The following is a 12,370-nucleotide window of genomic DNA, read 5'->3' as shown; positions in this document are numbered from 1 at the left end:
CTCCCTACTTTTAGAGCGAAAAGCTTTGTTTCATGCTCATTTATAATGTTACCATAAACATAGATGACTCTGCCCATGATGATTGGTTGAATTGGATGCGGGATAAACATATTCCAGATATGTTGGCCACAGGCAAGTTTTCCCATGCCAAAATGACCCGAATACTTGTTGAGGAGGAAATGGGAGGAACTTCATATTCCATTCAATATACCACGAAAGACCGGTCTACACTAGAAGCCTATTATAAAGAAGATGCAGATAGATTAAGGCAAGATGGCTTGAAGCTTTTTGCAGACAAATTTGTGGCTTTCCGAACTGAACTGGAGGTGGTAAGTCAACAGATTCCGCAAAATCTGTAAAACGGCTTTTTCGAAACCGACTCTAATCCAAGTCAAAAAATCCCAGTAACTTGCAAAAAAACCTACCGTGTCCAAAAAAAAGAAAAAAAAACCTACCCCAAATGGACATGACGAAAACCTAGTAAAGGCAAAGAAGCATCTTGGTCAACATTTCTTGAAAGATGAAGCTATAGCCAAGCGTATTGCGGAAACCCTATCCCTAGAGGGATATACCAATGTTTTGGAAATTGGCCCAGGTATGGGCGTATTGACAAAATATCTTCTTTTAAGGGATTTAGACTTAGTAGCAATGGATTTGGATGCCGAATCCATAGTTTATCTCAATCATAGTTTTCCGCTGGAACACCCAAACGTTTTAGAAAAGAACAATAGACTCAATGTGATTGAGGCTGATTTTCTAAAGTTTGATTTAAAGCAACTTTATGGTGATGAGCAATTCGCAATAACCGGTAATTTTCCCTACAATATTTCAAGCCAAATTGTTTTCAAGGTTTTGGAAATGCGCAACCAAATCCCTGAGTTTTCAGGAATGTTCCAAAAAGAAGTCGCCCAGCGTATTTGCGAAACATCAGGAAGCAAAACTTATGGGATTTTATCCGTTTTGGTCCAAGCCTTTTATAAGGCCGAATATCTTTTCACGGTTCATCCCCAAGTGTTTGACCCACCGCCAAAAGTTCAGTCGGGAGTATTGCGCCTTACACGCAAAAATGAGTATAAACTCCCTTGCGATGAGCATCTGTTCTTTAAAGTTGTGAAAGCTGCTTTCAACCAAAGGAGAAAGACTTTGCGAAACAGCCTTAAAACCTTCAATCTCTCCGATAATCTAAAAGAAGATACTATCTTTGGTCAGCGTCCTGAACAGCTTGATGTAGCTGATTTTGTTTCACTGACACAGCAGATAGCCAATGACTCCGTTTAAACTTACAGATGAGCTTCTTGTTGAAATCCAACAACTGATTGCAGACCGCAAAAATGGCGATTTGCGACTCATGATGAAGGAGTTTCACTATGCGGATATCGCCGAAATTGCGGATGAGCTTGAAGTTGAAGAGGCTACCTATCTCATTAAGCTATTGGACAGCGAAAAAACCTCGGATATTCTTGCGGAGATGGACGAGGATATGCGTGAGGCCGTTCTTAACAATCTATCGGTAAAAGAGATTGCCGGAGAGTTGGAGGAGCTGGACACGGATGACGCGGCCGACATTGTCAGTGAACTGCCCAAGGATATTGTTCAGAAGGTCATCTCTGAAATTGAGGACAAGGAACATGCGAAGGATATTGTAGACCTGTTACGCTACGATGAAGATACCGCAGGGGGTCTTATGGCAAAGGAGTTGGTTCAAGTCAATGAAAACTGGAATGTGCTTACCTGTGTCAAGGAAATGAGGGCTCAAGCTGAGAATGTAACCCGAGTCCATTCCATTTATGTAGTGGACGATGAAGGCAAATTAAAAGGGAGACTCTCCTTAAAGGACCTTTTGACAACATCCACTAAGACGCACATCAAAGATGTTTACATTCCTAAAGTAGATTCTGTTACCGTCAATGAAAAGGGTGAAGAAGTGGCCAAAATCATGTCCAAATACGATTTGGAGGCAATACCTGTGGTAGACGAAATTGGACGTTTGGTAGGTCGCATCACCATTGACGATATTGTCGATGTTATTCGTGAAGAAGCGGATAAGGATTATCAATTGGCCGCGGGTATTTCCCAAGATGTGGAAGCGGACGATAGTATTTGGGAATTGACGCGTGCCCGCTTACCTTGGTTGATTTTAGGATTGTTTGGCGGATTGGGGGCAGCGGCCATTATGGGTGGCTTTGAAGAGATGATAGCACAACACGCCATACTTTTTTTCTTCACCCCACTTATTGCTGCAATGGCAGGAAACGTCGGAGTACAGTCCAGCGCAATCATAGTGCAAGGTTTGGCCAATGATGACCTTAAAGGAAGTGTTGGAAATCGCCTATGGAAAGAAATGCTTTTGGCCCTTTTAAATGGATTGATTCTTGCTATTTTGCTGTTGTTCTTCACTTGGATATGGAAAGGTGACTTATCAACTGCAATGGCCATCTCCATTTCTTTGGTTGCCGTGATTGTGGTAGCTGGAATAATCGGCACTTTTATACCACTTTTTTTAAATCAACGTGGAATTGACCCAGCTATAGCGACTGGGCCTTTTATTACCACCAGTAATGATATTTTCGGAATCCTTATCTATTTCTGGATTGCAAAAATTATTTTAGGAATCTAAATCAGCTTATTGTATGAAACCTATCAATCTAAAGGAAAAACATGCTGCCTTTTCAAAACAATGGCATCCCCACCAAATTGCCACGGTGGATGACATGCAGGTAATCTTGGCCAAAGTACAGGGAGAATTTGTTTGGCATTCACATGACAATGAAGATGAACTTTTTCAGGTCCTGAAAGGGACGCTGTATATGAAGTTTCGGGACAGAACGGAAGAAGTGAAAGAAGGAGAGATTATTGTTGTACCCAAAGGAGTGGAACACTGCCCTTCCACCAAAGACGGGGAAGAAGTGCATTTATTATTGTTTGAAAAACTTGATACAGCCCATACAGGTAACGTCCAACATGAAATGACCCAAACGGAATACCCGAAAATATAACCGCTCCTAAATCATAAAAAAATAGAACACCAGTGATTTTTAAAAAAACCACCGGTGTTCCTCAACAACTGGTCACACTACTTAAGTTTAATCGACCTCAATCCACCACCTGCTCCAAATTCGGAGATATAAATTATCCTTCTCAAGGGGTCTACCGCTATTCCGTTGGGAGCATTAAAAGAGGCCTCTTCCAAAGACCCATCTGTTGCGCCCAATTCACCGGTACCTGCAAACACTGAAATATCTCCCGACAAGGTAACTCTATAGATTACATTTTCTCCAATGGCGGTTACAAAAAGGGATCCCGCAAAATGGGTTAAATAACCCAACACAAAACCTTCAACCACGGTTGGCAGGGTGGCCAGGGATTCTAAGGTACCACTTACTGATACCTTGATTATTTCCCCTGATGCAAAATTACCTATATACAGATTACCTTTATTATCAAAATCTAGCCCTATAGAACCCGCTATCCGAGCATCTTCTGCATAAATACTTACCTCACCTTGAGGGGTGACCTTATGTACCACGGGAAGATTGAGGTTTGTAACATAGGCGTTGCCCTTGTGGTCCAAGGTGAGGCCGGCAGGAAACCCAGGTAAGGTCGCCAGCACGGTTCGGGTACCATCTGGAGCTACTTTTAACACATCTGCTTCGGTACTACCATCATTTTGAGCCGTAAAGCGGATATTGTTTACTACGATAATGTTCCCGCGTCGGTCTACTGCGTTTCCAGTAGGTGCAAAAACACTATCCACGGCAACCTCGAATTCTCCAGTTCTCGGCATGGTACGAAAAACTTCCGTTCCCGAAAAGTTGCCAAAATTACTTGTCAATACATTTCCCTGTCTGTCGATGGAAACACCATCATTACCTGCGAAGTTGGGCACTACGGTTTCCACTGAGGCTTTTTCGGAAATCTTTCCGATAAAATCATCTGTACATGATGATAAAAAAAGTAGGGAAATGGAAAAAACCATGATTCCCTTTAATGAATTGAGTTTGATTGTTTTCATGAGGTTTTTCTTTAAAGTTTACCGCTAGTTTAAAAGGAAAACCAAGGCCAATCGCCCCAATGTATACAGCGGAACAAACTATACCTCCATTTTGTTTCGGTAATTGAATTATTGTAGGCCGGTTCTTTTTTGATGAAGTATTGGCAAAGTAATTGTCAAAAAAAGACCTTTGAACATTGTTTAGCAGTACCACAAGGTCTATTGAATTGAAATTAACCATCGCTATGAATCAATTCTGCAATTTAAGTCGTGTTTATTCAAATTTCGACCGAATGTATATAGTAACTCTTCCAATTATTTGGCATTTGAAATTTATTCGGAAATTGTAAATTGCGACAAGACGCATTTTTTATGAAAGTACTCCACCTGGATACCAACCACCCTCTTTTAATAGATCAGTTGGCGGCACTCGGCTTTGAAAACCATGAAGATTATACCTCCTCTAAAGAAGAGATAGAAAAGAAGATACATGAATATGATGGTGTGATAATTCGCAGTAGGTTTACTCTGGACCAAAGTTTTTTGGATAGAGCCACAAACTTAAAGTTCATTGGTCGTGTTGGTGCCGGACTGGAGAATATTGACACAAAATATGCAAAACAAAAAGACATCTTCCTTGCTTCTGCACCTGAAGGAAACCGAAATGCAGTGGGTGAGCATGCTCTTGGCATGTTACTGTCCTTGCTAAACAAATTGAACAAAGCACATCGAGAAGTTAGAAAGGGAAAGTGGGACAGAGAAGGAAACAGGGGTGTGGAATTGGATGGTAAGACAGTGGGTATATTGGGCTATGGAAATATGGGCAAGGCTTTTGCCAAAAAGCTAAGGGGCTTTGATGTTGAGATTATCTGCTATGACATAATCGGAGGTGTTGGAGATGAAAATGCAAGACAGGTCGGGATTATGGAGTTCCAACAAAAATCAGACGTTGTTAGCCTACACGTCCCCCAAACCGAGTCTACTTTGGGTATGATAAATAAAGATTTCATTGAAGGGTTTCACAAGCCTTTCTGGTTTATAAATACCGCCCGGGGCAAATGCGTAGTAACGGAAGATTTAGTAAAAGGCCTAAAGACTGGAAAGGTATTGGGCGCTGGTTTGGATGTTTTGGAGTATGAGAAAAAGTCCTTTGAAAATATGTTCTTGCAAAAGCCAAAGGCTTTTAAATATTTGAGAAAGGCCAAGAATGTCATGCTATCGCCGCATGTGGCAGGCTGGACCTTTGAAAGCAAGGAAAAGCTGGCCCAAACCATAGTCGATAAAATCAAAGAGCGCTTTTGTTAAATTTATGGTGTGAAAAAAACCGTATTCGTTTTTTCTTCCCTTATAATCGCCCTCCTAGTTCTATTCAAATTAAGCGAGTATTCCTATCGGTCTGGGAATCTCAACATTGAACTGTTGATTTCCATTATTGCCGTTTTGTTTTTCGTTATCGGTGTTTACATCAATAAAAAGGGACTTACAAAAGATGGTTCAAAACCTATTCCAATAGACCTTAAGAAATTGGAAGACCTTGGTATAAGCAAAAGAGAATATGAGGTATTGGAACAAGTGATAAAAGGACTATCCAACAGAGAAATAGGAGAAAAACTACATCTTTCCGAAAGCACCATCAAAACCCATGTCTCGAATTTGTTGGTAAAATTGGATGTAAAACGCAGAACCCAGGCCATCCAAAAGGCAAAAGAGCTTAAAATCATTACGGAATAGCCCTTTTTGTACCAAAGTACCACACTTTTGGTACTTTAGTATGAGTTCCAAAACTACCTCCTCTTCTACCTTTGGACCAAACTTAAAACCGAACCGTATGAAAAAAACAGTAATCAAATATGGTATATATGGAGCGATAGCCATTTGTGGCCTTTTTTTGGTCAGTTGGTTTGTCCTTGATGATTTGCCTTTATCAACCCAAGAAGCTCTTGGATACCTATCCATGATTTTGTCTTTAAGCTTTGTCTTTTTTGGAATCAAGCATTATAGGGATAAAGAAAATGAAGGAAAGGTCAGTTTCAAAAACGCGTTGGTCATCGGTCTACTCATAAGTCTTATCACTGCATTGGTGTTTGGGGTTTTGGATGTCATCTATACAGAGGTTTTGAATCCTGACTTTATGGACACATACTACTCGCAAACCCTTAAAACCATGGAAGAAACCATGCCTGCCGAAGAATTTGAGGTAAAAAAGGCGGAGATGGATGCCCAAAAAGAACTCTTTGCCAATCCTTTAATGACATTTCTGTTCATGGCCTTAACCGTTTTTGTAATCGGATTTATTGTTTCATTACTTTCTGCACTGATATTGCAACGAAAATAATTTTACCATGACCATAGATGCAAAAACTCCGGATGAATACATTGCCAAACTTCCACAAGAAAGAAAGGAAGCAGTATCCATATTAAGAAAGTCCATTAAAGAAAATTTGCCGAAGGGCTTTGAAGAATGCATTAGCTATAAAATGATAGGTTATGTTGTACCCCATTCCCTTTATCCGAATGGATATCATTGTGACCCAAAACTGCCGTTACCCTTTATCAATATTGCTTCACAGAAGAACTTTGTGGCTTTGTACCATTCAGGGATATATGCGGATAAAAAACTATTGGATTGGTTTGTGGGCGAGTATCCAAAATACGTGAAGACCAAATTGGATATGGGTAAGAGCTGTATCAGATTCAAGAAAATGGAAAACATTCCGTATAAACTTATTGCAGAGCTATGTCAAAAAATGACCCCTGAAGATTGGATTAATTTATATGAAAAGAACATCAAAAAATGAAAAATAGAGTAACCGGAATAGGAGGATTTTTCTTTAAGTCCAAAGACCCTGATCACATCAAAACTTGGTACAAGACACATTTAGGCATACCTGTGGACAATTACGGATGGAGTTTTTGGTGGAAGGATAAAGATGGAAAAGACTGTATGACGCAGTGGAGCCCTTTCAAGGAAGACACGGAATATTTCAGTCCTAGCGAAAAGCAGTTTATGATGAACTTTAGGGTGGAAAACCTCAAAGAGCTATTGGAAGTATTAAAATCTGAAGGGGTTACGGTAATCGATAAAGTTGAGGAATACGATTATGGCAAGTTCGGATGGATTCTAGACCCTGAAGGGAATAAAATTGAACTTTGGGAACCTGTTGATAAAGCTTTCCTTTAACAAGCAAAATAATGTTTATTTTTAGGCATGTACAACCAACAAAAAATAAAATACCATGTCTGAAGAAAAAAAAGATTTAGGAGATAAGGCAGAAGAAGCTTTTGACAAAGCCAAAGAAGCTGCGAAAGATGCTGCTGAAGATGCCAAGGAAGCAGCTAGTGACTTTAGTAAAGAAGCCAAAGAGACGGCCAAAGAATTTGGCGAAGGATTGAAAGGTGCCACTCAAGGGGAAAATAAAAAAATCCTTGTAGGCATTCTTGCAATTATTGTGGGTTCACTGGGAATCCACAAATTCATTTTAGGGTATCAAAAAGAAGGCTTCATCTTGTTGGGCATAACAGTTGTAGGTATGGTGCTTACATGTGTTGGAGTAGGTGTATTCTTGGTTTGGGCAACGGGCCTTATCGGGCTTATTGAAGGAATCATTTATTTGACCAAGTCGGATGAAGAATTCTATAACACCTATCAAGCGGGCAAAAAACCTTGGTTCTAAGAATCGGAAAAGCCAGAAAAATTCCTCTGGCTTTTTTATTTCATATTATTATCGTAATATTGCAATATTAAATTTAAATCACATTGGGTAGTTCCAAAACACATATCTTTTCCATCCAACAAAATGAATTGGCTCAAGCGGCCAAAGTTTTAGCTCATCCTGCACGTATTGCCATTTTGGAATACATAAGTAAACAAGAAGGCTGTATTTGCAATGATTTAGTGGATGAAATAGGTTTGGCCCAACCTACAATTTCCCAGCATCTCAATGAAATCAAAAAAATTGGCTTGCTCAAGGGAACTTACGAAGGTAAAAACTTGTGCTACTGTATTGACCAAGAAAGATGGTTGGAACTACAGCAAGCTTTCAATAATTTCTTTTCCAATATTAACCTTAACTGTTGTTAATCTATGAACACTCAAGAATTTTTATCCGTATTACAAGAAAACAGACAAAAAAGTCTATTGTTCGAATACAAACCGGGCGCTTTGGTAAAGGCCAATTATCACATCACCGAGGTAAAGAACATCACCGTTGACTCTGTAGACTGTGGAACTGGAACCGATTTTTGGAAAGAAACGGTAGTCCAATTGTGGGAAAGTCCTTCAGAGCTGGGTAAAACAGAATTTATGTCCGCCTCGAAAGCCTTGGGGATTTTAAACAAGGTAAATCGCATAAAACCTATGGTTAAGGATGCCGAACTTAAACTGGAATATAGCAACAATGAGTTTCATACCGCACAACTTTATGTTTCCGGCTATTCCGTTACCGAGGATGCGCTTAAGTTTTTGCTTTCTGTACAAAAAACCGATTGCAAAGCAAAAGACACCTGTGGGGTTCCTGAAACTGTTGAAGAAAATAACTTAAAAACAACAGTAAGTTCATGTGCTCCTGGCAGTGGTTGTTGTTAAATTTGCGACATCATGAAGATTCGTAGCATGCACGCTTCTGATTGGGACCAAGTGGCCCGCATTTATTCTGAAGGTATAGAAACTGGTTTTGCCACATTTGAGCAGCAAGTTCCTTCTTATGAAAGTTGGGATAATGCACATGTAGACTCCTGCAGATTGGTAGCTGAAGATGGTGGGCTAATTTTGGGATGGGCGGCCCTGTCACCTGTATCGAGCAGATGTGTTTATGGAGGGGTTGGAGAAGTTAGCGTATATATCGGTGAGAATAGCAGAGGCAAAGGTGTCGGCAAAGCTCTCCTGAAACAGTTGGTCACAGAAAGTGAAGAGGCCGGATTTTGGACCATTCAATCAGGAATTTTTCCAGAAAATCAGCCCAGCATTGCACTTCATGAAAAAGTGGGGTTTAGGTTTATTGGCAAACGCGAACGTGTTGCCAAAATCCATGGAATCTGGAAGGACAATTTTCTATTCGAAAAACGAAGCGATAAAATAGGTATAGATTAATCATCAAATCAACAGTATAATGAAAAACGTATTGGTTCTTTGCACAGGTAATTCCTGTAGAAGTCAAATGGCACATGGCTATCTGAATTATTTCCAAGATTCTTTGGCCAACGTATATAGCGCGGGAATAGAAACCCATGGATTGAACCCAGGAGCGGTTTCCATAATGGAAGAAGATGGAATTGATATTTCCAACCATACTTCAAACCACGTGGATGAATATGAAGGCATAGAATGGGATTATATCATTACAGTTTGCGATCATGCCAAGGAAAACTGTCCATTTATCCCTTCAAAAAATGCAGAACGAATTCACCACAATTTTTCAGACCCTTCTAAGGTTAAAGGAACCAGGGAAGAAATCCATGAAGCCTTTTTGAAAACCAGGGAGGAAATCAAAGATTTTATGTATGAATTTGTAAAAGAGGAGCTGACCAATTAGTCTACAGGGCGATAATCTAAGGGCAGTAGGTTTGCCAGTCTATAGGTGCCCATTTCACCACCAAAAAGGACACTCTTGGTTGGTCTATGATTCCCGTAATCATCAATAAAAAAAATGGATGATTCCGATTTCATCAACGAATTTTTCCTGTTTTCAAATTGGATATACAGTATTTTTTTAAGAACTGTTACTTCTGTATATAACTTCAAGCTTTTGAGCTTTAGTCTGCTATAAGGGTCAATCTGAAATCCGCCACTGAACACTCTAAACCCTTGTTTTTCAAGGTCCTTGCTGGCAAGAGACCGCATAAAATGAAGCACGGAGCCTTCATAGGCCTTTCTTCTTCTTTTGTCAATCTTTTTTCCCTTGTTTTCACTAAAAAGGGTTCTGGTAGAAAAAATTGTAACCTCTACATCCGGCCTTTTTTCATCAATATCCACAAACTTGGTTTCGTAATTTTCCAACACGCAACTTATTGAATAACCCAAATAAGGGTTTGTAATAAGTAATGGTTTATCTGAAAAAGCATAAAGTGTTTTTTCTGCACTTGAAAACCTAAGTATCAAAGCCTCTGGGTTCATAATGGTTGATTCCAAACCGGCTTTTGTAGTTCCAAGAAATTCTTCCAAGAAGATGGCAAGTTTCTTTTCCCTGCTCCAAATATCTTCTTCCAAAACCACCTCGTTAAGCTCAACAGTTTTTGGTTTCAGTTTTAGCACACCTAAATCTGAGGACTCTATTTCATCAATTTCAATGCTCTCAAAACCGATAAAACTTATTATCAAAGGGGATGAAAGACCTTTTACCCATCTTATTTCAAAAAACCCGGCCTCATTAGTCGTAGTTCCGAGCGTAGTACCATCGTAAAAAATGGATACGTGGGAAAGTGGTTCATTTGAAGAGGCACTGATTACCTGACCGGTAAGATAATCCTGTGCAAGTAAGGACTCAAACGTAATCATAAAAGAGCAAAGGGTAAAAAGCAAAATTCTTGTTCCCATGCTACACGGTTTTCCGTTCCAGCTCTGCCTGAAATTCTTCCATAACCGGTTTTACCGTACTTTCAGGCAAATCGGCAATCTTAATGTACATCAATCCATCTACTGAATTGTTAAAGAGCGGGTCTACATTAAACGCAACTACCTTTGCATTTTGCTTGATATACTTTTTTATAAGCACCGGTAACCTTAAACTGCCGGGTTCAACTTCGCTTATCAATCTATCAAATTTATTTAGGTCCGCTTGGGTTTCATCGAAAACGAACTCCTTGTCCGCGTCCTTCAGCTGTACTTTGAATTCTTTTTTGGGACGGATGTATTGTGCCACATAGGGATCCCAATAATTGGATTTCATGAATTCAATCATCAGGGATTTTGAAAAATTGGAAAATTGGTTGCTTATACTCACGCCTCCAATCAAATATTTATGCTCAGGGAATCGTAAGGTTGTATGTACGATACCTTTCCAAAGTAAAAATAAAGGCATTGGTTTCTGTTGGTATTCCTTTACTATGTATGCCCGCCCCATTTCAATGGACTTGCTCATCATATCATATAATTCTGGTTCAAACCGGAACAGGTCCTGAAGATAGAATCCGTCAATGCCATAGTTTTTGAAAATATGACTGCCCAGTCCCATTCTATATGCCCCTACTATGGCCTTTTCTTCATCATCCCAAAGAAACAGATGGTGATAATACGAATCAAATTGGTCCAAATCTATAGGGTTATTGGTACCCTCGCCTACTTCACGAAATGTTATCTCCCGTTGCCGGCCTATTTCTTTAAGGATAAACGGCATTTCCTTTTCTTGGGCCAAATACACCTCATAATTCTTGCTCTGCAGTAACCTACAATCCTTTTCCCGTAACTTTTCAATCTCACCTTCCAAGACCTCAACCCGCACCGCCGAAGCAATCTTCTTTGGGGCTTTTGGGATTTTCAAGGTTGTGGGAACCTTATCAATAAGCCGCTCTTTTTCAAAAGCATTGGCCAACAAATAGGTTTTCTTCCGAAGTAATTCGGTAAAACCTTCCAAGGTTTCCTCCTCTTTTTGAGAAGCTACGGATATGGGTTGACCCACCCTAACTTTGATTGGCCTTCTGCTTTGGGTAGTTAGCTCTGATGGCAATTTTGCAGTTCTAAAAACATCATTAATTTTTGATAGACGATAGAAAAGTCGACTGTTTCTGGCATGAAAATAAATAGGAACAACAGGGACTTCCGCCTTTCGAATTAATTTAATGGCCGCTTCTTCCCAAGGTCTGTCCACAACCAATTTACCATCCCTGTATGTGGAAACCTCGCCAGCTGGAAAAATTCCTAGGGGGTGGCCGTCTCTTAAATGGGTCAATGCCGTTTTAAAACCCATCACACTACTTTTAGCATCCTTATGATTTTCGAAAGGATTTACGGGCATTATGAAAGGTTTCAATGGAGCGATGCGCTGTAACAGGAAATTAGCGATTATCTTAAAATCTTCGCGTTCTTTAAGCATCAGCTTTAGCAAAAGAACCCCATCAATTCCACCTAGAGGGTGATTACTTATAGTGATGTAGGGTCCGGTTTTGGGAAGTCTTTTCAAATCCTCTTCAGGAATCTCAAAATCTATCTCATAATGTTCAAGAATGGAATCCAAAAACTCAGTCCCTGAAAGATTTTTGTTTTTGGAATAGAAGCTGTTCATAGTAGTAATCTTTGTGACCACCATCAACAACCAGCCTATGAACGTACCAATAAAACCATATCGATTGACTCCTATTACTTTAGCTACTTCCTTGGCAGAAACCAACCCCATACTTTATCAATTAGGTAAAAGTAAAGATAGCAAATTGCCTAAATAAGGAAAC

17 protein-coding genes are annotated in these 12,370 nt (G+C 39.8%); 14 read left to right on the top strand and 3 right to left on the bottom strand.

The window, feature by feature from the left end; translation table 11 throughout:
- Positions 1-32: 32 nt before the first annotated feature.
- From CLV81_RS06595 to CLV81_RS06580, 4 genes are all read left to right on the top strand, one after another.
- On the top strand, positions 33-359 hold the full coding sequence (locus tag CLV81_RS06595; RefSeq protein ID WP_106144237.1) for a DUF4286 family protein: 327 nt from the start codon (positions 33-35) through the stop codon (positions 357-359).
- Positions 360-426: 67 nt separating this feature from the next.
- Complete coding sequence (gene rsmA / locus CLV81_RS06590) at positions 427-1,278, top strand: 16S rRNA (adenine(1518)-N(6)/adenine(1519)-N(6))-dimethyltransferase RsmA (protein ID WP_106144236.1); 852 nt, start codon at positions 427-429, stop codon at positions 1,276-1,278.
- The gene (gene mgtE, locus CLV81_RS06585; protein ID WP_106144235.1) at positions 1,265-2,617 is read left to right on the top strand and encodes a magnesium transporter; all 1,353 of its coding nucleotides are present in this window, start codon (positions 1,265-1,267) and stop codon (positions 2,615-2,617) included. Before rsmA ends, mgtE begins: the two co-directional genes overlap by 14 nt.
- Positions 2,618-2,630: 13 nt before the next feature.
- Positions 2,631-2,996: a cupin domain-containing protein gene (locus CLV81_RS06580; RefSeq protein ID WP_106144234.1), complete on the top strand. Its 366-nt coding sequence runs from the start codon at positions 2,631-2,633 to the stop codon at positions 2,994-2,996.
- A gap of 77 nt (positions 2,997-3,073) precedes the next feature.
- On the opposite strand, the gene CLV81_RS06575 is transcribed toward CLV81_RS06580, so the two are convergent.
- Positions 3,074-4,012 (bottom strand): NHL repeat-containing protein, encoded by a 939-nt coding sequence (locus tag CLV81_RS06575; protein WP_146129843.1) that lies wholly within the window; start codon positions 4,010-4,012, stop codon positions 3,074-3,076.
- Positions 4,013-4,363: 351 nt separating this feature from the next.
- Between CLV81_RS06575 and CLV81_RS06565 the strand changes: the two genes are divergently transcribed.
- The 10 genes from CLV81_RS06565 (at position 4,364) to CLV81_RS06520 (ending at position 9,522) form a co-directional block, all read left to right on the top strand.
- The gene (locus CLV81_RS06565; protein ID WP_106144231.1) at positions 4,364-5,296 is read left to right on the top strand and encodes a 2-hydroxyacid dehydrogenase; all 933 of its coding nucleotides are present in this window, start codon (positions 4,364-4,366) and stop codon (positions 5,294-5,296) included.
- Between the two features lie 9 nt (positions 5,297-5,305).
- On the top strand, positions 5,306-5,722 hold the full coding sequence (locus tag CLV81_RS06560; RefSeq protein WP_106144230.1) for a response regulator transcription factor: 417 nt from the start codon (positions 5,306-5,308) through the stop codon (positions 5,720-5,722).
- Between the two features lie 97 nt (positions 5,723-5,819).
- Positions 5,820-6,326, top strand: a complete 507-nt coding sequence (locus CLV81_RS06555; protein ID WP_158259082.1) for a DUF4199 domain-containing protein — start codon at positions 5,820-5,822, stop codon at positions 6,324-6,326.
- 7 nt (positions 6,327-6,333) lie between these two features.
- A complete protein-coding gene (locus CLV81_RS06550; protein ID WP_106144228.1) occupies positions 6,334-6,789 on the top strand; it encodes a DUF1801 domain-containing protein in 456 nt (151 codons plus the stop codon).
- Positions 6,786-7,172: a VOC family protein gene (locus CLV81_RS06545; protein ID WP_106144227.1), complete on the top strand. Its 387-nt coding sequence runs from the start codon at positions 6,786-6,788 to the stop codon at positions 7,170-7,172. Before CLV81_RS06550 ends, CLV81_RS06545 begins: the two co-directional genes overlap by 4 nt.
- A gap of 55 nt (positions 7,173-7,227) precedes the next feature.
- Positions 7,228-7,665 carry a TM2 domain-containing protein gene (locus tag CLV81_RS06540; protein WP_106144226.1) on the top strand — a complete coding sequence of 146 codons (438 nt, stop codon included), beginning with the start codon at positions 7,228-7,230 and terminating at the stop codon, positions 7,663-7,665.
- 83 nt (positions 7,666-7,748) lie between these two features.
- On the top strand, positions 7,749-8,072 hold the full coding sequence (locus CLV81_RS06535; protein ID WP_106144225.1) for an ArsR/SmtB family transcription factor: 324 nt from the start codon (positions 7,749-7,751) through the stop codon (positions 8,070-8,072).
- A gap of 3 nt (positions 8,073-8,075) precedes the next feature.
- Complete coding sequence (locus tag CLV81_RS06530; protein ID WP_106144224.1) at positions 8,076-8,576, top strand: DUF6428 family protein; 501 nt, start codon at positions 8,076-8,078, stop codon at positions 8,574-8,576.
- Between the two features lie 12 nt (positions 8,577-8,588).
- Positions 8,589-9,080 carry a GNAT family N-acetyltransferase gene (locus CLV81_RS06525; RefSeq protein ID WP_106144223.1) on the top strand — a complete coding sequence of 164 codons (492 nt, stop codon included), beginning with the start codon at positions 8,589-8,591 and terminating at the stop codon, positions 9,078-9,080.
- 19 nt (positions 9,081-9,099) lie between these two features.
- The gene (locus CLV81_RS06520) at positions 9,100-9,522 is read left to right on the top strand and encodes an arsenate reductase ArsC (protein WP_106144222.1); all 423 of its coding nucleotides are present in this window, start codon (positions 9,100-9,102) and stop codon (positions 9,520-9,522) included.
- Here CLV81_RS06520 and CLV81_RS06515 read toward each other — a convergent pair.
- Positions 9,519-10,523 carry a carboxypeptidase-like regulatory domain-containing protein gene (locus CLV81_RS06515; RefSeq protein ID WP_106144221.1) on the bottom strand — a complete coding sequence of 335 codons (1,005 nt, stop codon included), beginning with the start codon at positions 10,521-10,523 and terminating at the stop codon, positions 9,519-9,521. The genes CLV81_RS06520 and CLV81_RS06515 overlap by 4 nt on opposite strands.
- Before the next feature lies 1 nt (position 10,524).
- Positions 10,525-12,318 (bottom strand): GNAT family N-acyltransferase, encoded by a 1,794-nt coding sequence (locus CLV81_RS06510; RefSeq protein ID WP_106144220.1) that lies wholly within the window; start codon positions 12,316-12,318, stop codon positions 10,525-10,527.
- Between the last annotated feature and the right edge of the window lie 52 nt (positions 12,319-12,370).

Source organism: Flagellimonas meridianipacifica (genome assembly GCF_003001695.1).
In the GTDB taxonomy this organism is placed as follows: domain Bacteria; phylum Bacteroidota; class Bacteroidia; order Flavobacteriales; family Flavobacteriaceae; genus Flagellimonas; species Flagellimonas meridianipacifica.
The sequence above is the reverse complement of the archived record's forward strand: the minus strand, read 5'-3'. Positions and strand labels throughout refer to the sequence as shown.

Coding starts and splice junctions, on each gene's coding strand:
- CLV81_RS06595 (WP_106144237.1), top strand. CDS start 33: ATGCTCATTTATAATGTTACCATAAACATAGATGACTCTGCCCATGAT.
- mgtE (WP_106144235.1), top strand. CDS start 1,265: ATGACTCCGTTTAAACTTACAGATGAGCTTCTTGTTGAAATCCAACAA.
- CLV81_RS06580 (WP_106144234.1), top strand. CDS start 2,631: ATGAAACCTATCAATCTAAAGGAAAAACATGCTGCCTTTTCAAAACAA.
- CLV81_RS06575 (WP_146129843.1), bottom strand. CDS start 4,012: ATGAAAACAATCAAACTCAATTCATTAAAGGGAATCATGGTTTTTTCC.
- CLV81_RS06565 (WP_106144231.1), top strand. CDS start 4,364: ATGAAAGTACTCCACCTGGATACCAACCACCCTCTTTTAATAGATCAG.
- CLV81_RS06555 (WP_158259082.1), top strand. CDS start 5,820: ATGAAAAAAACAGTAATCAAATATGGTATATATGGAGCGATAGCCATT.
- CLV81_RS06550 (WP_106144228.1), top strand. CDS start 6,334: ATGACCATAGATGCAAAAACTCCGGATGAATACATTGCCAAACTTCCA.
- CLV81_RS06545 (WP_106144227.1), top strand. CDS start 6,786: ATGAAAAATAGAGTAACCGGAATAGGAGGATTTTTCTTTAAGTCCAAA.
- CLV81_RS06540 (WP_106144226.1), top strand. CDS start 7,228: ATGTCTGAAGAAAAAAAAGATTTAGGAGATAAGGCAGAAGAAGCTTTT.
- CLV81_RS06530 (WP_106144224.1), top strand. CDS start 8,076: ATGAACACTCAAGAATTTTTATCCGTATTACAAGAAAACAGACAAAAA.
- CLV81_RS06525 (WP_106144223.1), top strand. CDS start 8,589: ATGAAGATTCGTAGCATGCACGCTTCTGATTGGGACCAAGTGGCCCGC.
- CLV81_RS06520 (WP_106144222.1), top strand. CDS start 9,100: ATGAAAAACGTATTGGTTCTTTGCACAGGTAATTCCTGTAGAAGTCAA.
- CLV81_RS06515 (WP_106144221.1), bottom strand. CDS start 10,523: ATGGGAACAAGAATTTTGCTTTTTACCCTTTGCTCTTTTATGATTACG.
- CLV81_RS06510 (WP_106144220.1), bottom strand. CDS start 12,318: ATGGGGTTGGTTTCTGCCAAGGAAGTAGCTAAAGTAATAGGAGTCAAT.